Source organism: Flavobacterium panacis (assembly GCF_024649945.1).
GTDB classification, from domain to species: domain Bacteria; phylum Bacteroidota; class Bacteroidia; order Flavobacteriales; family Flavobacteriaceae; genus Flavobacterium; species Flavobacterium panacis.
Genome location: NZ_JANKMS010000003.1, coordinates 191873 through 212074 on the forward strand (window position 1 = coordinate 191873; position 20202 = coordinate 212074).

A 20202-nucleotide genomic window follows, 5' to 3' on the forward strand; every position below is an offset into this window, starting at 1 on the left:
AAAATTAATTAAACAAATATATTAGCCTAAAACATGAGCCAAAATTTATACCCTTTGCAATTTGAACCGATTTTGAAAGAAAGAATCTGGGGAGGAGAAAAACTAAAAACAATTCTAAACAAACCAATCGTTTCTAAAATTACTGGAGAAAGCTGGGAATTATCTACTGTAGAAGGAGATGTAAGCGTGGTTGCGAATGGAGTTTTAAAAGGAAAATCTTTAATGGATTTGATTAATGAAGCACCAGATGCTATTTTAGGAACAAAAGTGTATGAGCGTTTCGGAAAACAGTTTCCGTTACTTTTCAAATATCTTGATGCTAGAGAAGATCTTTCTATTCAAGTTCACCCAAACGATAAATTGGCGAAAGAACGTCACAATTCATTTGGAAAAACAGAAATGTGGTACGTAATGCAGGCAGATGCTGATGCAAGAATTATTGTTGGTTTTAAAGAAGATTCTAGTAAAGAAGAATATTTAAAGCATTTACATGATAATACTTTGGTTTCAATCTTAGACGATGTAAAAGCAAAATCTGGAGATGTTTTCTTTTTAGAAACAGGAACGGTTCACGCAATTGGTGCAGGTTTAGTTGTTGCCGAAATTCAGCAAACATCTGATATTACTTATAGATTGTATGACTTTGACCGTGTAGATGCTCAAGGAAACAAAAGAGAACTACATGTTGATTTAGCATTGGATGCAATCAATTACAATAGAGTAGAAACACAGAAGAAATATGATTCTAAAGTAAATACTTCAAATACAGTTGTAGATTGCCCTTACTTTACAACTAATTTTCTTCCGTTAGAAGACAAATTGGAAGTTGCTAAAAACGGAGAAACTTTTACGGTATACATGTGTATTGAAGGTGATTTTGAAATTGAGTATGATGGTTTTAAAAATAGTTACAAAAAAGGAGATACTGTTTTGGTTCCGGCTGCGATAAATGCATTTAGTTTGAACGGAAAAGCTTCAATTTTAGAAATTTACATTTCTTAACATATATTCTAAAGATAATCTGTACTTTTGCAGACGCAAATTAAAATTATAATAAAAATGGCAAACGTTAAAAATTTAAAGAAAGACATCAACTTCGTATTAGGAGATATTATTGAGGCAGTTTACTTGTTTGAGATGTCAACAACAGGAAATCCAACTCCGGAAACGAATGCTTTGATCGATGAGGCTATCGCTGCATTCGATACTTTGATTACAAAAGTGAACGCAAAGAACGTTGAAAATAAAAAAGCACACTTCAAACAAATTAATGTTGAATTAGAACAAACTGCTAATCAATTGGTTGAAAAAATCAACGCATTATAAGAAAAAAAAAGTGTAAAAAAGTGCAAATTTATTTTGGGAAAACGAAAAACCGCTTTATATTTGCACCCGTAATGACGCCGATGTAGCTCAGCTGGCTAGAGCAGCTGATTTGTAATCAGCAGGTCGTGGGTTCGAGTCCCTCTATCGGCTCAAAAAAACGGAAACCATCACAGAAATGTGGTGGTTTTTTTAATTATAGAGGGTAGTGTGAAATTTTTTTTGGAATATTAAAAAACATTTCTATCTTTGCACTCGCAAAATAGGCCGATGTAGCTCAGCTGGCTAGAGCAGCTGATTTGTAATCAGCAGGTCGTGGGTTCGAGTCCCTCTATCGGCTCCAAAAACCATTCACTAAGTGAATGGTTTTTTTTTGCGCAAAATTTAAATTCAAAGGTTTGAGGTTTGAATTTGGGGGTGATGTTTCGTAATTTTTATTTAATTTTTATTTGGAATATTTTTCCTATGTTTGTTGAATAACCTAAAAACGTTTTTACTAATGGAAGAAACTTCAGCATTTGAGAAATTTGAATTACAGCTGGATAGTACAGCAAAAGATTTTGTTAAGGAAATAGCTAAATGGGCTTATTTTTTATCTATTCTCGGTTTTATAGGAATCGGACTTTTACTTTTAATTGCCGTTTTCGCAGGAGCAATATTTTCTGCAATGGGAAGTACAATGCCAGGAATGGGAGCTTATGGAGGTTCTTTTGGCGCGGCAATGGGAGCTATTTATTTTTTAATGGCTGCTTTTTACTTCTTCCCAGTTTTTTATTTGTTTAAATTTAGTTCAAATGCAAAAAAAGCTTTTAGAGATAATGATTCAGAAGCTTTGACGACTTCGTTTGGCTATCTTAAATCGCATTATAAGTTCATAGGTATTCTTATGATTGTTTTATTGGCGATCTATGCTCTATTCTTTTTATTTGCAATTCTTGGAGGTTTAATGGCGAGATAAACCCAAATAGCGATATAAAAAAAGCCCTGAAATTTTCAGGGCTTTTTTATTTGGGATTGAATAGAAACTATTCTGCTTTTTCTGTTTTTTGTTCTTTCTTTAAATCATCAACATATTTTGTAAGCTTCTTTCCGTAGAATGATTTGGCTACTTTTGGTGTCATTGATTTTTGAATCGTGTCAAGGAATCTCAAATTGATATCATATATCTCTGCTAATGCAATATATGGTGCAACTTCATGATCTTTGTTGTTTAATGCAAAATTTGTTGCATACAAGTATTTTCTTTTGATATTAGATTCCTGTAGTTTTGTGATACTGTCTACTGCTTTTTGATCTTGTCTTTTTATTGCTCTAAAACGAGGTTCTACCAATGAAAGATTCTCGTCAACAAAACGACTGTTGATTTTTGCATATTGTTCGTAAAGCTCATGGTTTTTTGATCCTGTAACTTTAGCACCAGCAATATAGTTGTCTAAATTAGTATCGATATTGATATTTCCAGGTTCAGCAAAGAATAAGATGTTGTTGTCTAATGAATTGGTAACACCACGATCTAAAAACAAATATAATACTTGAGGTGAATCTAATGTGATATTGCTTTCAAAAGCTGAATTTCCGTCAATTTTAATACTGTCTACAGCAATAAGGCTTGTGTCAACAATTTTTTGGATATATAAAGTTCCTTTTTTTAATCCTTTAATGTTTCCTGTAATGTGTACATTACCGGTAGATTCTTTTTTGCTGCATGATGCTAGTAAAGCAAGTGTAACAAAAGCAATTAATGTTTTTTTCATTGGTGGTTTATTAGATTTGGGTGCAAAATAAAGAAAATAGTTTGAATGTAAATATCTGGTAGTTTTATTTTTGTAAAAAAAAAATAAATCCCAATCTATTTCTAAATTGGGATTTAAAGTATGTTCTGAGGGATTTTACATTGATAAGGTAAATGAAGATCCGTTTTCGTGTGTGTAGGTGTAAATGGCATCACATTCGTTATTTCCGTAATCTACCACGCCATTTAAAATACCTCCTTCAATTTTTAGCTGACCTTTAGAGATGAATAAACAAGAGTATTTTTTGATTAAAGGCTCCTTAACGGTTAAGGTAAGAGTATTGCCGTTTGTTCCTGTTACAGTATGGGTTCCTTCTGTTATTTCATAAATATTATCTGAAAAAACAGGAGTGTCAACTCCGGCAGTTTGTCTAGTGGTATAAGTGCCAGAATTGGTATATGCTTTTCCTTGTAGATCGGTTAGTTTGCCATTGCTTACTTTGCGAGTCCATTGTGGAATTGTGGCTACCGTTGTTGTATTGGTGTATTCTATAGTGCCTTCTAGTTTAAGGTTGTTTATAGAATAGTCAATTCTTTCAATTGTCATTTTGCTTCCTGCTGTAGTGATCGGTCCGGTAAGGGTTATTTTTAATTTTCCTTTTCTTGTTAAGTTGTTGTCATCTTTACATCCAGCAGTTCCGAAATCAGCTGTATATACCCTTGGATATCCTCCATCAGTAGTTGTTGCCGTAATTGTGGCGCAAACTGGTGTAGAAGTTTCGGTAGTTTTTCCTGTTGTAGATGTTGTAGAAATCAAAAGTCCAGTGTTAAGATCCATTTCGTTAGAAGTGTCAACAGCAATTGAAACTCCAAGATCGGTCAAATCAGTTGTTGTTGTGTTTTCGTTGTGGTCATTTGAGCAGGACACATAAAGAAATGCTGTAAGGCATATGGTTGCGGTAAAAAATGCAGTCTTTTTCATAATGGTTTTTGTTTTTGTGTTAGATAAAAGGCAATCAAATGTAATGAAAAACAGTGAATTAGAATAAAAAATCCTGTAAGTGTTTATTACAGGATTTTATAACGATTTTATAAAGAAAAAATTATGTGTTGAGGATTTCTGCTTTTATTATAAAAATTAGTCTTTGGTTGAGGTAAATAAAAAAAGCTGCCCAAATTGGACAGCTTTTAGTATGAAAGTATTTGTATGCTTATTTGATCATTTCAAAACTTCTTTTCACAAAAGCAGTAAGCGCTTCTCCTTTTAGTAAGTTTTGAGATAATTTAGCTAAATCTAAAGCTTGTTTTACCAAGTGTTCTTGATGCGTTTTGTCTTCAGTATTTAAAATACTTGAAGCTAAATCAGAATTTGTGTTTACAACCAAGTTGTACATTTCTGGCATATTACCCATTCCGAACATTCCGCCTCCACCTGTTTGGCTCATTTCTTTCATTCTTCGCATAAATTCAGGCTGCGTAATTAGGAAAGGAGCTGCTTGAGAATCCATAGCTTCCAATTGTACGCTGTAAGCTTTTGGAATGTATGCTTCTAATGAAGTTTTTAAAGTTGCTTTTTCTTCTTCAGATAATTTGGAAATCGTGTTTTCTTCTTTTTTGATTAAATTGTCAATATGATCAGAGTCAACACGTACGAAAGTTACATCTTTGTTGTCGTTTTCGATTTTCTGAATTAAGTGTGAAATAATCGGAGAATCTAATAACAATACTTCGTAACCTTTTCCTTTTGCTGCTTCAATATAAGAATGCTGTGCATCTTTGTTTCCTGCATAAAGAACAACCAATTTACCATCTTTATCAGTTTGGTTTTCTTTTAGTTTTTCTTTTAATTCTTCTAAAGTAAAATAAGTGTCATCAACAGTTGGGTACAAAACAAATGCACCTGCTTTTTCGTAGAATTTATCTTCAGAAAGCATTCCGTATTCTAAAACGATTTTGATGTCGTTCCATTTTGCTTCAAAGTCAGCACGGTTTTCGTTAAATAAAGCTTTCAGTTTGTCAGCAACTTTACGAGTGATGTAGTTTGAAATTTTCTTAACGGCACCATCTGCTTGTAAACCAGAACGAGAAACGTTTAACGGAATATCTGGTGAGTCGATTACACCTTTTAACATCGTTAAAAATTCAGGAACAATTCCTTCTACGTTATCAGTAACGTAAACTTGGTTTTGGTACAACTGAATTTTGTCTTTCTGGATTTGCATATCATTTCCTAATTTAGGGAAATACAAAATACCAGTTAAGTTAAACGGATAATCCACATTTAAATGAATGTTGAATAACGGCTCTTCAAACTGCATTGGATACAATTCTCTGTAGAAGTTTTTGTAATCTTCATCAGATAATTCAGAAGGCTGTTTGGTCCAAGCTGGATTTGGATTGTTGATGATGTTGTCTGTTTCTACAGTCTCATTTACGTAATCTTCTGGCGCATTTTCTGGCGCAGGAAGTGTTTCTGTTCTAGTTCCGAATTTAATTGGAATAGGCATAAACTTGTTATACTTATTCAATAATCCGCTGATTTTAGAATCTTCTAAAAATTCAAGAGAATCTTCAGCAACATGCAAGATGATTTCTGTTCCGCGTGAAGTTTTGTCAGCTGGCTCTAAAGTAAATTCAGGGCTTCCGTCGCAAGTCCAGTGTGCAGCTGGTTCGTCTTTGTATGATTTTGTAATGATTTCTACTTTTTCAGCCACCATAAAAGCAGAATAGAAACCAAGACCAAAATGCCCGATAATTCCAGAATCTTTAGCAGAATCTTTGTATTTGTCCAAAAACTCCTCAGCACCAGAAAAAGCGACTTGGTTGATGTATTTTTCAACCTCATCAGCTGTCATACCTAAACCTTGGTCAATAATATGGATTTTTTTACCTTCTTTATCAACTTTTACTTCGATAATTGGGTTTCCGTATTCAACTTTGGCTTCACCAATACTAATAAGGTGTTTTAGCTTTAAAGTAGCATCAGTTCCGTTTGAAATTAACTCTCTAAGAAAGATTTCGTGGTCACTGTATAAGAACTTTTTGATTAAGGGAAAGATGTTTTCTACCGAAACATTAATTTTACCTGTTGTCATATTTTTGTATTTTTTGATTTAACTTGATGATTTTCATTTCTTCAAATAAAATACCAATTGTTTGGAGGGTGACAAAATGTCGGAAGTGTTAATTTTGAAAGAAAATAAATGGATTGTAAAACGAAAAATATCTCGACGAATCGTATATTTGTGGTACAATAATTGTTAAAAAGGCAAAATATTAATCCATAAAAAATTGTATAAAATGAAGAAGAGTATTTTATTATGCTTGGTTGCCGTGATGTTTTTCGCGTGTAAATCAGCTTCGTCAACGGCTTCAACAGACACAACGCTTTCTAAAAAATTAGACAGACCTACTCAGGTAGCGTTAAAAGGGAATTGGGTGCTTACTAATGTGTCTTATCCAGGTTCTGAGTATATCAAAGTAAATTCATTTGATCTGGCAGATTCAAAATGTTTTATCGGAAGTACATGGAGTTTTATTTCAAATAACAATAAAGGAACTATGGCTTTAACATCGCCAAGTTGTACCGGATTTTCTTCTCCAATTGTTTGGAGTATCAACAATCAGGGTATGTTTATTCTAAAAATTCTTGATGCTGGTGAAAAAGCAAAGAAAGTAAGAGATGGTTATTTGCTTAAAGTTGCAGGTGTAACTGAAAGTTCATTCCAATTAATTGATAATATCAATGTTGGTGGTCAGGTAAAAGATGTGGTATACCAATTTCAAAGAGCTAATTAATATTTAAAGAAATAAAAGATGAAAAAGATAACTGTTTTAGGTTTATGTAGTTTATTGGTATTCACTAGTTTTTTTGCTAGTTGTGATTCAGTAAAAAATGCAAATAATACACAAAAAGGTGCCGGAATCGGTGTTGTTGCTGGTGGTGTTATTGGAGCTGTATTAGGAAATAATTTAGGAAAAGGTGGAAACGCTGCTTTAGGAGCTGCAATCGGAGCTGCTGTTGGTGGTGGAACTGGAGCTTTAATCGGAAACAAAATGGATAAACAAGCTCGTGAAATCGATCAGGCTTTACCAGGTGCTTCTGTAGAAAGAGTTGGAGAAGGAATTCATTTAACTTTGAATGAAAACTCAGTTCGTTTTGATACTAACAAATCTACTTTAACTGCTCAAGCAAAAGCGAATTTAGATAAATTGGTTCCAGTATTTAATGAGTACGGAGATACTGATATTCAGATTTTTGGATATACTGATAGTACAGGAAAACCAGAATATAACTTAACACTTTCAGGACAAAGAGCTGCTTCTGTGCAAGCTTATTTAGTAGGTAAAGGATTAAAATCAAGCCGTTTCAAAACTTCAGGTTTAGGAATTGCAGATCCAATTGCAACAAATGATACTCCAGAAGGAAGAGCTCAAAACCGTCGTGTTGAATTCTCTATTACAGCAAACGACAAAATGGTTAATGATGCAAAAGCAGAAGCTGGAAAATAATTTCAGATGAAATAAAATATAAAAAAAGCTGTTTCTTAAATGAAGCAGCTTTTTTTTGACTTTAGAAATTAAACATTGTAAATTTGACCTCTCATATTACAACACATGCTTGACATTCAAAATATATCTTTTACTTATACAGATAACCCCGTTATAAAAAACATCTCTTTTACTATTGAGAAAGGGCAGAACATTGCTATTATCGGCGAAAGCGGATGCGGAAAAAGTACGCTTCTTAAGCTTATCTATGGTTTGTATGACTTAGATGAGGGACAGATTTTTTACGGCGATAAACCAATTTTAGGACCAAAATTTAATTTGATCCCAGGAATGCCGTATATGAAATATCTGGCTCAGGATTTTGATTTGTCTCCGTACGAGACTGTGGCAGAAAATGTTGGAAAATTTCTTTCGAATGGTTTTGCCAACATGAAAAAACTTCGTGTTCAGGAATTGCTTGAAATGGTCGAGATGGATCAATTTGCGCACGTGAAAACGAAATTTTTGAGTGGAGGACAACAACAACGTGTCGCTTTGGTTAGAGTTTTGGCTTTAGAACCAGAAGTAATTTTGTTGGATGAACCTTTCAGTCAAATCGATGCTTTTAGAAAAAATGCGCTTCGCCGTAATTTGTTTCGTTATTTGAAACAAAAAGGAATCACCTGTATTATTGCAACGCACGATAGCACAGACGCTTTGTCTTTTGCCGATCAGGCTATTGTAATGCGAAATGGTGAATTGCTGGTAAAAGACGATCCTTCAAAAATTTATGAAGATCCAAAAATAAAATATGTAGCTTCCTTGTTTGGAGAAGTTAATGAGATTCCGACGCATTTATTGTTATCATACGAAGATGAAACTCATAAAACTTTAGTTTATCCGCATCAGTTTAAAATGGTTTCGGAGTCTAAATTGATGGTGAAAATCAGGCGAACTTATTTTAGAGGAAGTCATTATTTGATCGAAACAGTATATAAAAGACAATTAATCTTTTTTGAAAGTGAGATTGATTTACCAATCGAACAAGAAGTGTTTTTGGCTTTAAATTATTTATAAAAAAATAACCCGACAGTTTCAGAGATTGCCGGGTTTCTTTTTAGATCATTTGAATTTGGAAAACATTAAACAAATGATAAAGCCGTTTTAGATTTTCTTCAGGTTTTAATGGTAATTGTTGTATTTTTAAAATATAAAATGTCTTAAAGCAATAGATAATTAAACTATATTAAATTGCTAATTACGAAAAAAATAGTATTTTGTGTACGTATATTTTAAAGTATGCGTAAATTTGCATTCCAATTTTTTAATAAATAATAATAGAGTATGTATCATTCAAAAATAGCTGGTTTAGGATATTATGTTCCTTCTAATGTGGTAACTAACGATGACTTGTCTAAGATAATGGATACCAATGACGAATGGATTCAGGAAAGAACTGGAATTCAGGAGCGAAGACACATTATTCGTGGAGAAGATACCACAACTTCAATGGGAGTGAAAGCAGCTAAAATTGCAATCGAACGTTCTGGCGTTGCCAAAGAAGATATTGATTTTGTAGTTTTTGCTACACTAAGTCCAGATTACTATTTTCCAGGACCTGGAGTTTTGGTACAAAGAGATTTGGGATTAAGAACTGTTGGAGCTTTAGATGTTAGAAACCAATGTTCAGGATTTGTTTACGCAATTTCTGTTGCAGATCAATATATTAAAACCGGAATGTATAAAAACATTTTGGTAATTGGTTCTGAAGTTCATTCTACAGGATTAGACATGACTACCCGCGGACGCGGAGTTTCTGTAATTTTTGGTGATGGAGCAGGAGCGGCAGTTTTAAGCCGTGAAGAAGATTTGACAAAAGGTATTCTTTCTACACATTTACATTCTGAAGGTGAACATGCCGAAGAATTAGCTTTGCAGGCACCAGGAATGGGAGCACGTTGGGTAACCGATATTATTGCGGACAATGATCCTAATGACGAAAGTTATTATCCGTATATGAACGGACAATTTGTATTTAAAAATGCAGTAGTTCGTTTTGCAGAAGTAATCAATGAAGGTTTAGAGGCAAATAATCTTCAGGTTTCTGATATTGATATGTTGATTCCGCACCAAGCGAATTTGAGGATCTCGCAGTTTATTCAAAATAAATTCAAACTGACAGACGATCAGGTTCATAATAATATTCAGAAATACGGAAACACAACAGCAGCATCTATTCCAATCGCTTTGACAGAAGCTTGGGAACAAGGAAAAATCAAATCTGGAGATACTGTAGTTCTAGCAGCCTTCGGTAGCGGATTTACCTGGGCAAGTGCTATTATTAAATGGTAAAATAATCATCTTACTTATATTTTTTAAACCTGTTCAGTTTTGCTGAGCAGGTTTTTTTATACATTCGTATTTTGAAATACTTTTGAATTAATTCCAATGAAAAAAAATCAACTCGAAATAGCGTGTTTTAATTACGAATCGGCAATAATTGCACAGCAAAGTGGCGCAGACAGAATTGAGCTTTGTGAAAATATGAAATTGGGTGGTACAACACCAAATTCTATTTTAGTGGTGAAAGTCCGAGAAAAGCTCGATATAAAAATGCATGTGATTATAAGACCTCGAGGAGGAGATTTTGTTTATTCTGATGAAGAACTTACAGAAATGAAACAAGATATCAAACAATTTAAAAAACTAGGAGTTGATGGTTTCGTTTTCGGAATTTTAAAAGAAAATGGAAAAGTAAATAAAAAACAAAATAAAGAATTGGTTCATCTGGCACATCCACTTTCTTGTACTTTTCATCGTGCTTTTGATGTGGTAAAAGATGTTGAGAAATCTCTGGAAGATGTCATCGAATGTGGATTCAAAACAATTCTAACATCTGGTCAAGGAATAAATGTTACAGAAGGAATTTGGACTTTAGAGAAACTTCAAAAATTGGCAGGAGATAAAATCGAAATTATGCCAGGCGGCGGATTAAGATCTTCCAACATCAAATTAGTACAAGAGAAATTAGATCTGACTTTCTATCATTCGTCAGCCATCACAAATGATTCTGAGATTGCAAATCCAGAAGAGATAAAAGAGCTTCGTAATTTCCTATAAATAAAAAAAGTCTGGAGTGGCATCTCCAGACTTTTTTTCTACAAGAAATATTCAAAAATTATTTAAAAAATCTTTCCAGACAGGATTAGAACATTCCTCCTCCGTCTTTATTAGTATTATCGTCTCTTTGTTTACGTTGTAAATTCTTAATTTTTCCACCTCCAAAGTTGTAAGTTAGACCTACATAAACAGTTTGACTTTCCCATTTAAATTGTCCTGTAACAGGATAAGGATAAACGCTGTCAAAAGCATATTTCATTGTGTTGAAAACGTCATTAAAACGTACACTGATGTTCATTTTGTTGTCTAGTAATGTATAGCGTGAACCAATATCCATTTTGTACATATCATGACTATTATTTTGAACTCCATTTACACCGCTTCTGAAAAATCCGAATAATAAAAAGCTTAAACGTTTGTTTGCTTTAAAGTTAGAATTCATACGTCCATTAAATGCGGCAACAGTAACGGTTCTATTCTCTGGATCACTTTTGTTTTCTTTAGGATTAAAAACATAAACAACTCCTTGCTGATTAATGCTTGAGAAATCTATGGAAGGAGAAATATCCCACCATTTTGTAATTTTATAATTAAATGAAGCTTCAAAACCATATGAAGTATTATGATCAAAATTCGTAAAAGTTAGAATTTGTCTGTTACCACTTGGGTCTGTATTATCAGGATATAATACTCTGCTAATTTGGTCATTTATGCTTCTAAAGAAAACTCCTGCCGTAAAACTTCCTTTTTCTAGAGTTTTGGTATAATTTACTTCTACTGAGTTGGTAAACTGAGGTCTTAAATCTGGACTTCCCAATGAAGTTAATAATGGCGTAGAAAATTCACGAATAGGTTTAGTTTGTTCTAAACTAGGTCGGTCAACTCTACGGCTATAGCTAAATTGGATGGTGTTTTTTTCGTTTAAGTTATAAGTAAAATAAGCTGACGGATATAAGGTAATATAATCGTCATCAAATTTAGACTCACCATGGTTTAAATTGGTTTGAACTTTATAACTCTCAAAACGAGCTCCAACCTGATAGCTGAATTTTTTGTATTTCTGTCCAAATGTTACATAAGCAGAATAAATATCTGTATCATAAGTATAATTTGATGATGGAGTAGCCGCCAAAGGATTTCCAGTCGCATAATCGTTATCCGTTCTTGTAATTCTTGCTTCAGCACCTGCTTCAAGAGTTGTTTTTTCGTTTAGCGGATTTACATAATCGACATTAAACGTACTTAATTTACGATCTGCTTTAATAATATCATTATAAATTACGCTATTTATCATGTTGTTAGAAGCAGTAGTCTGAGTGTCGAAGCTCGCATTTTGATCTTCTTTGGTGTCACTATAATTTCCTTCAAAATCTAAAGTGTGACCTTCTTTTTTAAAGATATGTTTATAAGCTAAGTTGTATGTACCTGTAGTTTCAGGTCCCCAATATCTCGATTTTTGAAAAACATTTAAAAATTGAGGATCATTATTATTGTAATCAATATTAGTGTCTACAAATCCTTTTCCTGTAGACTTGTTTTGATTGGTATAAATAGACAACGTATTATGATCGTTGATTAAATAATCCATTCCGATTTTGTACAAATAAGAATCATTATCATTCAAAACATCGATTTTTTGCGTAATATCCTGATCATATCTTTTAACTAAACCATCATTTTGGTAGGTTCCGAAGTTTTGTCCCACGTTACCAAAGAAATTGACTTTTCCGGTTTTGTAATTTAAATCTAAAGACTGATTGTATTTAGCTGTTTTTCCAAAAGTGATTCCGCCGCTATATGTTCCGTTAAATCCAGTATTAGCATTTTTATGCAAAACGATATTTATAATTCCTGACATTCCTTCCGGATTGTATTTCGCACTTGGATTGGTGATTAACTCAATTTTTTTGATAGAAGTTGACGGAATTTGTTTCAATAATTGTGCTGGGTCAATATTAGAAGGTCTTCCATCAATTAAAACACGAACATTGTCATTTCCGCGAAGCGAAAGTTTTCCGTCCTGATCTACGTTTACAGAAGGAATATTGTTCATAATGTCTGATGCCGAAGCTCCTGCTGTGGTTAAGTCTTTCCCAACATTCACAACTTTTCTATCAATTTTTTGTTCAATTGTAGAACGTTCTGCAATGACATTTACGCCTTTTAATTGCGTTGCTTCTTCTTCAAGAGCAATATTGATAGTTGCTGTTTTTTTAGTATCACTCAAAAGAACAGAACCAATATATTTTCTAAATCCGATATATTGAATTTCTATGGTATAACTTTTTAAAGCAATATTTTTAAAAGAATATTCTCCGTTGTCATCTGTATTTACGCCAGAGACTACTTTTCCATTTTCCTTAAGTGAAACTGTTGCATACGAAATAGGCATGCTGTTTGACTTTTCTGTAATTTTTCCAGAAACCGTTCCCGTATTCTGTGCCTGTGCCGTCGCGATTACCCCCAATAACGCGAGCAGAAAAAATTTTAATTTCATGATTTACTTGTTGATTATTTTGATTTGATTGATGATGATTTTTGTTTTGTTAGTTTTTTTGTTTTTCTTTTTTTTGATGCCTCAAACAAAATTTGAAGTCTCTATTAAGACTCTTATGTATTTGATATGTTACAGGGAATTATAAAAAAAATATAAAAAATTTCGTCTTTCCTTGTTTTGTAGGACTTTAAGCTTTTGGTTTTTTAATAATTTTAACAATTGAAAAAAGCCCTTTTTTATCAAATTCTAATTCTTTTCCTGAATTTAATATGTTTTTGATTTTCTCTAATTGATGAATAAGCAGTATCTTTGCTCACTTTAAAAATCAGTTTACATGTCATTAGCACAAATTCTAACACCTTCTATACAAAAAGCAATACAAGCATTATTTGATGTTACTGTTGATAAAATCGAATTTCAAACTACTAGAAAAGAGTTTGAAGGCGATATTACAATGGTAATTTTTCCATTACTAAAATTGACAAAAAGCAATCCTGTAGAATTGGGAAACAAAATCGGAAATTATTTAGTTGAAAATGTTGATGAAGTGGCACGTTTTAACGTAGTTTCAGGATTTTTAAATATTGTAATTTCTGATAGCTATTATTTAAATTTCTTTAACGGAATAAAAGATCAAAAACAATTTGGATTTGTAGCGCCAGATCCTACAGAGAAAGCGGTTATGGTAGAATATTCATCTCCAAACACCAATAAACCTTTGCACTTAGGACACGTTCGTAACAATTTGTTAGGATATTCTGTTGCAGAGATTTTAAAAGCTTCTGGAAAAAAAGTATATAAAACCCAAATTGTCAACGATAGAGGAATTCACATCTGCAAATCGATGTTGGCTTGGGAGAAATTCGGAAATGGAGAAACTCCTGAAACTTCTGGTTTAAAAGGAGATAAATTAGTTGGGAAGTATTATGTAGAGTTTGATAAAGCTTACAAAAACGAAATTAACGGTTTAGTAGAAGCTGGAAAAACAGAAGAAGAAGCTAAAAAACAAGCGCCAATTATCATTGAAGCACAAGAAATGCTTAAGAAATGGGAAGCTGGCGATGAAAAAGTGATGTCACTTTGGAAAAAAATGAACGAATGGGTTTATGAAGGTTTTGCAACAACTTATTCTAATCTTGGAGTTAATTTTGATAAATATTACTACGAAAGCAACACTTATTTATTAGGAAAAGATGTTGTTCAGGTAGGTTTAGATAAAGGTGTTTTCGAAAGAGATCCAGACGGTTCTGTTTGGATTGATTTGACTGATGAAGGTTTGGATCGTAAAATCGTATTGCGTTCTGACGGAACAGCAGTTTATATGACGCAAGATATTGGAACTGCCATTCAACGTGTAAAAGATATGCCAGATGTTGGTGGAATGATTTATACAGTCGGAAATGAGCAAGATCATCACTTCAAAGTGTTATTCTTAATCTTGAAGAAATTAGGTTTTGATTGGGCTTCAAATTTATATCACCTATCATACGGAATGGTTGATTTACCATCTGGAAAAATGAAAAGCCGTGAAGGAACTGTTGTAGATGCAGACGATTTGATGCAGGATATGACAGATACAGCAAAACAAATTTCAGAAGATTTAGGAAAACTAGACAGTTATTCTGAAGAAGAAAAAGCAAAACTGTATAAAACAATTGGTTTAGGTGCTTTGAAATATTATATTTTAAAAATAGATCCTAAAAAACGTATTTTGTTTAACCCAGAAGAATCTGTTGATTTTGCTGGAAACACAGGGCCGTTTATTCAATATACATACGCGAGAATTCAATCCATAATTCGTAAAGCCGATTTTGATTTTTCTAATAAAATTGAAATTGAAGAAGTACATGAAAAAGAAAAAGAATTGGTAAAACAAATCGAACTTTTTCCTGAAGTAATTCAAAATGCTGCTCAAAATCATAGTCCAGCGTTAATTGCAAATTATACATATGATTTAGTAAAAGAATATAATTCATTTTATCAATCTGTCCATATTTTAGGAGAGGTTGATTTAACTAAAAAGATATTCAGAGTACAACTTTCTCAAAAAGTTGCCGAGGTAATAAAGTCAGCATTCCAGTTATTAGGAATCGAAGTTCCAGAACGAATGTAATTTTTTGCAAATAGATATAAAAGAGCCGATAATTGTTTAATTATCGGCTCTTTTTTTTGTTACAAGTAAAGATAAATTTGGAGAATAGGTTTAGAGAAAAATAAGTTATAGTGAGGATATCGTTAAGAATATTTGTGAATGAATTTTCGTGTAAAAAAGAATAAATACGGCTTGTATATATCGTTTTCATAATTATGTTTACGGTAAGAAAAATAGGAGTAATAAATAAAGCTTAAGGCTTGTAAATAGAGGTGTTGAACTAATTTCCTTACTATAAAAATAATCGAGGAAGCCGAAAATCGTGAGAGTAGGCACAATTTTAAACCCAAAAACCAATGATTAAAAAAACTTTACTATTAATGATGTTGCTTTTTGCATTTACAGTAGTGAATGCGCAGGATTTAATTAATCCGTCTTATGGATTTTCACACAATAAAACAGCTTACATTACTTTAGCTGACGGAACTGAACTTAGCGGAACTATTCGTGATATCGACAGAGACAAAGGATTAATTGAGTACATTAAATTGCAAGATGCAGCTGGAAAAAAACACAAACTAAAACCAGAAGACATTAAATATATGTATCTACCACCAAGTGGATTAGATAAATTAGGAAAAAGTCTTGATTTTATTTCAGATTTTCAAAAATGGAATGATGATAAATTAAACCAGGCATACATAAAAGAAGGTTATGCTTATTTTGAAACTGCTGATGTGAAAATTAAGAAAAGAGAATCAAAATTATTAATGCAACTTTTAAACCCTGCATTCAGTAAAGAGTTTAAAATCTACTGCGATCCTTATGCAAAAGAAACAGCTTCTTTAGGAGTTGGAGGAGTTAAATTTGTAGGAGGAGATGCTAAATCTTATTATGTTGCTAAGAAAGATTCGCCTGCATTTTTATTAAAGAAAAAAGATTACAAAAAAGAATTTGCTCCATTATGGGGAAGCTGCGAGAAATTAATCTCTGCGAATCCAGAACCAAAATGGACAGATTTAACAAAACACGTTATTACATATTCTGAGTGCGCAGAATCTAAATAATAAACTTCACTAAGTTAATCTTACAGTAAAGATTTGAAAGCCGATAGTTATTGCTATCGGCTTTTTATGTTTGTAATATCCCCTAAAAGATTGAGAAGTATTAAGATAAGACATATTTTTAGTTCAGATATTTTTTTGTAGGAAATTACGTTTTTATGTTTTACGTTTGTCTCAATTCCAAAAGCAATATACCACTTCAGTATTGCACAATAATCTTCTCATTACAAGGTTTTGTCCTTTATTAATAAAGCTGTTATTCTTATAAAGTGTGGCTCTCTTTTTAATGCCACACTAGTAAAATACCTTCCTTATATTCATTTTTAACTATTTTGAATTAGTACCCTATTTAGTTCTGAAATGGTAAGGATCAAAAAAGCCGTCTAGATTTTAGACGGCTTTTTTTCGCTTTAGGAAGCTCTTTTTGACTTGATAGTATAGCTGATGAAAAATTCAGTTTACTGTAATTAATTTCTTAAAATTCATGCCTTTTTATCTTTTTTTAGACATTTTGTAAGTTTTTTATTTAATAAAATTTGTTTGATTTAATGTTTTGTAGTATTAAGATTTCAATTTATAATGTTAAATAATATAAAATTCTTGTTAAAATTATTTTAATTTTCTAAGTTCGACCCCTAATAACTCAAAACAAAAAATAATGAAACAAAAATTAAAAGGATTAATCGTGCTTTTTTTTGTGTTTGCGATGCAATTTACTTTTGCGCAGCAAAAAAAAATTACAGGAAAGGTCTCAGACAATGCAGGAATGCCTTTGCCAGGTGTTAGTGTTTTGGTCAAGGGAACAAAATTAGGTGCTCAAACGGATTTTGATGGAAAGTATACTATTACTGCCGCTCCTAATCAGATGTTAGTATTTAGTTATATTGGAATGAAAACTCAGGAAATTGCTGCGAGTACTTCAACTATCAATGTAAAAATGTTGGATGCTGGAGCGCAGGAACTAGAAGGTGTTGTGGTGACTACAGCAATGGGAATCAAAAAACAAAAACGATCTCTAGGTTATGCTACAACAAGTGTGAGTAATAAAGATCTTACAGATGTCGCTAATGTTAACGTTTTTGAGTCATTGTCAGGAAAAGTTGCGGGAGCTGATATTAGCACACCAGCACAAGCAGGAGCTTCATCAAAAGTAATTATTAGAGGTTTTAACTCCTTGTCAAATAGTAGCCCGTTATATGTAGTTGATGGAACGCCTATCAATAATAGCAGTAATGGAGGAGGGACAACAGCGGATGGGAAGTCAATAAACAGTACTAGAAGTTTTGATGCAGGTAACGGTATAAGTGACTTGGATCCTAATAACATTGAAAGTATGTCGATTCTTAAAGGCGCAGCTGCATCTGCATTATATGGTTCTAGAGCAGCAAATGGAGTTGTTTTAATTACCACAAAATCAGCAAAAAATAAAACAAAAATTAGTGTTGATTTTTTAACGTCTACTGACTTTAATCAGGTAGCCAGAGTTCCTCACTTACAAAATGATTTTGGGCAAGGATGGAGTGGCCTTTCTTACTCAGATTGGGCTGGTGCTGCAAATGCCAAGAATACCGCAAGTAATGAAAATGGTTCATGGGGTGCTAAATATAATGGAGAAATAAGACCATGGGGCGCTATGATAGATGGAGTGCAACAAACAAAACCATATGTGGCATTGCCAAATAATATTAAGGATTTTTATACTACAGGTACAACATTTACAAATAGTGTACGTGTAAGTGGTGGTGGGGAAAATTCAAATTTCTCTTTAAATGCTTCAACAGTTGACTCAGATGGTATTTTCCCAACAACAGCAGATGCTTATAAGAGAAATACTATTGGATTAAATGCAGGTGTTTCATCAAATAAATTCAGTGTTAGAACTAGTATTAATTATATTAATAAGAATCAAAATGTAGTAAATACAGGTCAAGGTGGTACTGAAGGTGGTACTGTTGCACAGGCATTAGCTCAGACTCCTAGAGACATTAATGTTGTTGGATTGAAAGATTATAAAAATAATCCTTACAATACCCCAAGCGATCTTTATTCTCCTTATGTAAATAATCCATATTTTGATTTGGAAGAGAACTCTACAAATATTAAGGGGAATCGTTTTTTTGGGAATGTAAATTTAAGTTACAAAATCACTGATAAATTAACTGCAACTTACCAAATTGGGGGCGATTACAGAAATGAGAAAATAAAATCGTATGGGGCAATAATGAATTATTTACCAGGTTCTGCAAATGCTGACAATGGAAAAGCTGCTGTAGTTGGAGGTGTTACAGAAAAAACTGCTGAAAATATAGAAAAAGATACAAACTTTAATTTAACATACATAACTTCTATAGGTAATGATTTTGCTTTTAATGCAATGGCAGGATTTAATACTAATGAGCGAAGTGGGTCTTCATTAAGAGCATCTGTTACAAATTTAGATGTTCCTAATTTTTATGAACTTTCCAATACAATATTATCCCCAATTGTGGTACAAGATGACTACTTAAGAAGAAGTTATGGGGTTTTTGGATCGGCTGAGGTTTCATATAAAGAAAAACTTTATGTAACAGTAACAGGTAGAAATGACTGGACGTCTACACTTCCTCAAGGGAAAAACTCTTATTTCTATCCTTCTTTAAGTGTAAGTGGAATTGTATTAGATAATTCAAGACACTTTATAAAATTAAGAGGTAGTATGGCTTCTATAGGGAATGATACGGGGTATTATCAAACGAGTAGTTCAATGATACCAGCTAATGCTGCTTTAGGATTTGGAAATATTTTACTTCCAATTGGAGGAGTAAATGGTTATGAATTAAGTGGTAATTTAGGTAATCCAAATCTTAAGCCAGAAAGAACAACAGAATATGAATTAGGTTTTGAAAGTAACTTTTTTGGAAAAAAGGTAAATTTAGATTTATCTGTTTATCATAAAAAAACAACTGATTTATTATTTTCAAGACCTTTGGCTGCTTCAACAGGGTTTACATCTCAAACAGATAATATCTTGGATCTTCAAAATAGAGGTATTGAAGTTGTATTGAATGTTGTTCCTGTTAAACTAAAAAACTTTCAATGGGATTTTACTACTACATTCTCTAAGAACTGGTCAAAGGTCCTTGATATTGCATATGGTTTAGATAAACTGACTTTAGCATCTATGTATGGAGTTAATTTTGTGGCTGAAAAAGGACAACCCTTAGGCGCGTTCACTGCATTTACTCCTAGATTAACACCAGATGGTCAGCCTATAGTGTCGCCTACTACAGGATATTACGCGACAGCTGCAGACCAAAGCAATGTTGGAACATCTCAAAGAGATTTTGTTATGGGATTAAAGAATAATTTCAGATACAAAAACTTCACTCTAGGTGGTAGTTTTGACTGGAAGCAAGGAGGGAAAATGTATTCTTATACAAAAAGAATAAATGAATTTGCTGGGAATGGAATAGAGACAGCTTTCAATGATAGAAATACATATATTATTCCAAACTCTGTAATTGAAGTAAAAGATGCATCTGGAAATATTACTTATGTAGAAAATACAGTACCAATGACTACAAGTAAGGTAACTAGTTTTTGGAATACATCTTCAAATCCAGGTATTGAAGCTGGACATGTTATTGATAAAACATTTATTCGTTTGAGAGATGTATTTCTATCATACAGTATACCAACTGGGTTAACTCAAAAATTTAAAATATCAAATGCAAGTATTAGTCTGTATGGAAAGAATCTTTTTATGTGGACACCTGCTGCCAATCCTTATGTAGATCCTGAATTATCAACTTATGGAGATGGTTTATTGAGTGAAGCCGGAGAATTTGCAACAAACCCTTCTCAAAGATCTTATGGAGCAAGTCTTAAAGTAACATTCTAAAAG

General features: G+C 32.7%; 15 protein-coding genes and 2 tRNA genes. 13 read left to right on the top strand and 4 right to left on the bottom strand.

Annotated features, from left to right (window positions below):
• The first annotated feature begins 33 nt into the window (after positions 1-33).
• The 5 genes from NQQ59_RS08965 (at position 34) to NQQ59_RS08985 (ending at position 2281) form a co-directional block, all read left to right on the top strand.
• Positions 34-1002: a type I phosphomannose isomerase catalytic subunit gene (locus NQQ59_RS08965; protein ID WP_144217783.1), complete on the top strand. Its 969-nt coding sequence runs from the start codon at positions 34-36 to the stop codon at positions 1000-1002.
• A gap of 57 nt (positions 1003-1059) precedes the next feature.
• Entirely contained in the window at positions 1060-1326 is a 267-nt protein-coding gene (locus NQQ59_RS08970; protein WP_144217785.1) for a hypothetical protein, read from the top strand.
• Positions 1327-1402: 76 nt separating this feature from the next.
• Positions 1403-1476: transfer RNA gene (locus tag NQQ59_RS08975), tRNA-Thr, on the top strand.
• A gap of 113 nt (positions 1477-1589) precedes the next feature.
• A tRNA-Thr gene (locus NQQ59_RS08980) sits at positions 1590-1666 on the top strand.
• A gap of 156 nt (positions 1667-1822) precedes the next feature.
• On the top strand, positions 1823-2281 hold the full coding sequence (locus NQQ59_RS08985; RefSeq protein WP_144217787.1) for a DUF5362 family protein: 459 nt from the start codon (positions 1823-1825) through the stop codon (positions 2279-2281).
• A 67-nt stretch (positions 2282-2348) separates the two neighbouring features.
• On the opposite strand, the gene NQQ59_RS08990 is transcribed toward NQQ59_RS08985, so the two are convergent.
• The 3 genes from NQQ59_RS08990 to htpG all read right to left on the bottom strand — a co-directional run bounded on the left by NQQ59_RS08990 (position 2349) and on the right by htpG (position 6150).
• Entirely contained in the window at positions 2349-3077 is a 729-nt protein-coding gene (locus NQQ59_RS08990; protein WP_144217789.1) for a DUF4369 domain-containing protein, read from the bottom strand.
• Positions 3078-3212: 135 nt separating this feature from the next.
• Positions 3213-4037 (bottom strand): hypothetical protein, encoded by an 825-nt coding sequence (locus tag NQQ59_RS08995; RefSeq protein WP_144217791.1) that lies wholly within the window; start codon positions 4035-4037, stop codon positions 3213-3215.
• A gap of 229 nt (positions 4038-4266) precedes the next feature.
• The gene (htpG, locus tag NQQ59_RS09000) at positions 4267-6150 is read right to left on the bottom strand and encodes a molecular chaperone HtpG (RefSeq protein WP_144217793.1); all 1884 of its coding nucleotides are present in this window, start codon (positions 6148-6150) and stop codon (positions 4267-4269) included.
• Between the two features lie 205 nt (positions 6151-6355).
• Here htpG and NQQ59_RS09005 point away from each other — a divergent pair, with 205 nt between their 5' ends.
• The 5 genes from NQQ59_RS09005 (at position 6356) to NQQ59_RS09025 (ending at position 10666) form a co-directional block, all read left to right on the top strand.
• Positions 6356-6853, top strand: coding sequence for a lipocalin family protein (locus tag NQQ59_RS09005; RefSeq protein WP_144217794.1), 498 nt, complete (start codon positions 6356-6358; stop codon positions 6851-6853).
• 18 nt (positions 6854-6871) lie between these two features.
• A complete protein-coding gene (locus NQQ59_RS09010) occupies positions 6872-7567 on the top strand; it encodes an OmpA family protein (RefSeq protein WP_144217796.1) in 696 nt (231 codons plus the stop codon).
• A 105-nt stretch (positions 7568-7672) separates the two neighbouring features.
• Positions 7673-8623 (top strand): ABC transporter ATP-binding protein, encoded by a 951-nt coding sequence (locus NQQ59_RS09015; protein WP_144217798.1) that lies wholly within the window; start codon positions 7673-7675, stop codon positions 8621-8623.
• Positions 8624-8890: 267 nt separating this feature from the next.
• On the top strand, positions 8891-9898 hold the full coding sequence (locus tag NQQ59_RS09020) for a 3-oxoacyl-ACP synthase III family protein (RefSeq protein ID WP_144217800.1): 1008 nt from the start codon (positions 8891-8893) through the stop codon (positions 9896-9898).
• Positions 9899-9994: 96 nt separating this feature from the next.
• Positions 9995-10666: a copper homeostasis protein CutC gene (locus tag NQQ59_RS09025; protein ID WP_144217802.1), complete on the top strand. Its 672-nt coding sequence runs from the start codon at positions 9995-9997 to the stop codon at positions 10664-10666.
• A gap of 85 nt (positions 10667-10751) precedes the next feature.
• Here NQQ59_RS09025 and NQQ59_RS09030 read toward each other — a convergent pair whose 3' ends face one another.
• Positions 10752-13163 carry a TonB-dependent receptor domain-containing protein gene (locus tag NQQ59_RS09030; protein WP_144217804.1) on the bottom strand — a complete coding sequence of 804 codons (2412 nt, stop codon included), beginning with the start codon at positions 13161-13163 and terminating at the stop codon, positions 10752-10754.
• Positions 13164-13497: 334 nt separating this feature from the next.
• Here NQQ59_RS09030 and argS point away from each other — a divergent pair, with 334 nt between their 5' ends.
• The 3 genes from argS (at position 13498) to NQQ59_RS09045 (ending at position 20199) form a co-directional block, all read left to right on the top strand.
• Positions 13498-15276 (top strand): arginine--tRNA ligase, encoded by a 1779-nt coding sequence (gene argS, locus NQQ59_RS09035; RefSeq protein ID WP_144217806.1) that lies wholly within the window; start codon positions 13498-13500, stop codon positions 15274-15276.
• A 335-nt stretch (positions 15277-15611) separates the two neighbouring features.
• Positions 15612-16322 (top strand): hypothetical protein, encoded by a 711-nt coding sequence (locus NQQ59_RS09040; RefSeq protein WP_144217808.1) that lies wholly within the window; start codon positions 15612-15614, stop codon positions 16320-16322.
• 655 nt (positions 16323-16977) lie between these two features.
• Complete coding sequence (locus NQQ59_RS09045; RefSeq protein WP_144217810.1) at positions 16978-20199, top strand: SusC/RagA family TonB-linked outer membrane protein; 3222 nt, start codon at positions 16978-16980, stop codon at positions 20197-20199.
• The last annotated feature ends 3 nt before the right edge of the window (positions 20200-20202 follow it).

What these genes read in the sequence shown, in the direction of transcription:
- argS (WP_144217806.1), top strand. Translation starts at nt 13,498, where the DNA reads ATGTCATTAGCACAAATTCTAACACCTTCTATACAAAAAGCAATACAA.
- NQQ59_RS09015 (WP_144217798.1), top strand. Translation starts at nt 7,673, where the DNA reads ATGCTTGACATTCAAAATATATCTTTTACTTATACAGATAACCCCGTT.
- NQQ59_RS09030 (WP_144217804.1), bottom strand. Translation starts at nt 13,163, where the DNA reads ATGAAATTAAAATTTTTTCTGCTCGCGTTATTGGGGGTAATCGCGACG.
- NQQ59_RS08990 (WP_144217789.1), bottom strand. Translation starts at nt 3,077, where the DNA reads ATGAAAAAAACATTAATTGCTTTTGTTACACTTGCTTTACTAGCATCA.
- NQQ59_RS09005 (WP_144217794.1), top strand. Translation starts at nt 6,356, where the DNA reads ATGAAGAAGAGTATTTTATTATGCTTGGTTGCCGTGATGTTTTTCGCG.
- NQQ59_RS09010 (WP_144217796.1), top strand. Translation starts at nt 6,872, where the DNA reads ATGAAAAAGATAACTGTTTTAGGTTTATGTAGTTTATTGGTATTCACT.
- htpG (WP_144217793.1), bottom strand. Translation starts at nt 6,150, where the DNA reads ATGACAACAGGTAAAATTAATGTTTCGGTAGAAAACATCTTTCCCTTA.
- NQQ59_RS09025 (WP_144217802.1), top strand. Translation starts at nt 9,995, where the DNA reads ATGAAAAAAAATCAACTCGAAATAGCGTGTTTTAATTACGAATCGGCA.
- NQQ59_RS08970 (WP_144217785.1), top strand. Translation starts at nt 1,060, where the DNA reads ATGGCAAACGTTAAAAATTTAAAGAAAGACATCAACTTCGTATTAGGA.
- NQQ59_RS08985 (WP_144217787.1), top strand. Translation starts at nt 1,823, where the DNA reads ATGGAAGAAACTTCAGCATTTGAGAAATTTGAATTACAGCTGGATAGT.
- NQQ59_RS09045 (WP_144217810.1), top strand. Translation starts at nt 16,978, where the DNA reads ATGAAACAAAAATTAAAAGGATTAATCGTGCTTTTTTTTGTGTTTGCG.
- NQQ59_RS08965 (WP_144217783.1), top strand. Translation starts at nt 34, where the DNA reads ATGAGCCAAAATTTATACCCTTTGCAATTTGAACCGATTTTGAAAGAA.
- NQQ59_RS09040 (WP_144217808.1), top strand. Translation starts at nt 15,612, where the DNA reads ATGATTAAAAAAACTTTACTATTAATGATGTTGCTTTTTGCATTTACA.
- NQQ59_RS08995 (WP_144217791.1), bottom strand. Translation starts at nt 4,037, where the DNA reads ATGAAAAAGACTGCATTTTTTACCGCAACCATATGCCTTACAGCATTT.
- NQQ59_RS09020 (WP_144217800.1), top strand. Translation starts at nt 8,891, where the DNA reads ATGTATCATTCAAAAATAGCTGGTTTAGGATATTATGTTCCTTCTAAT.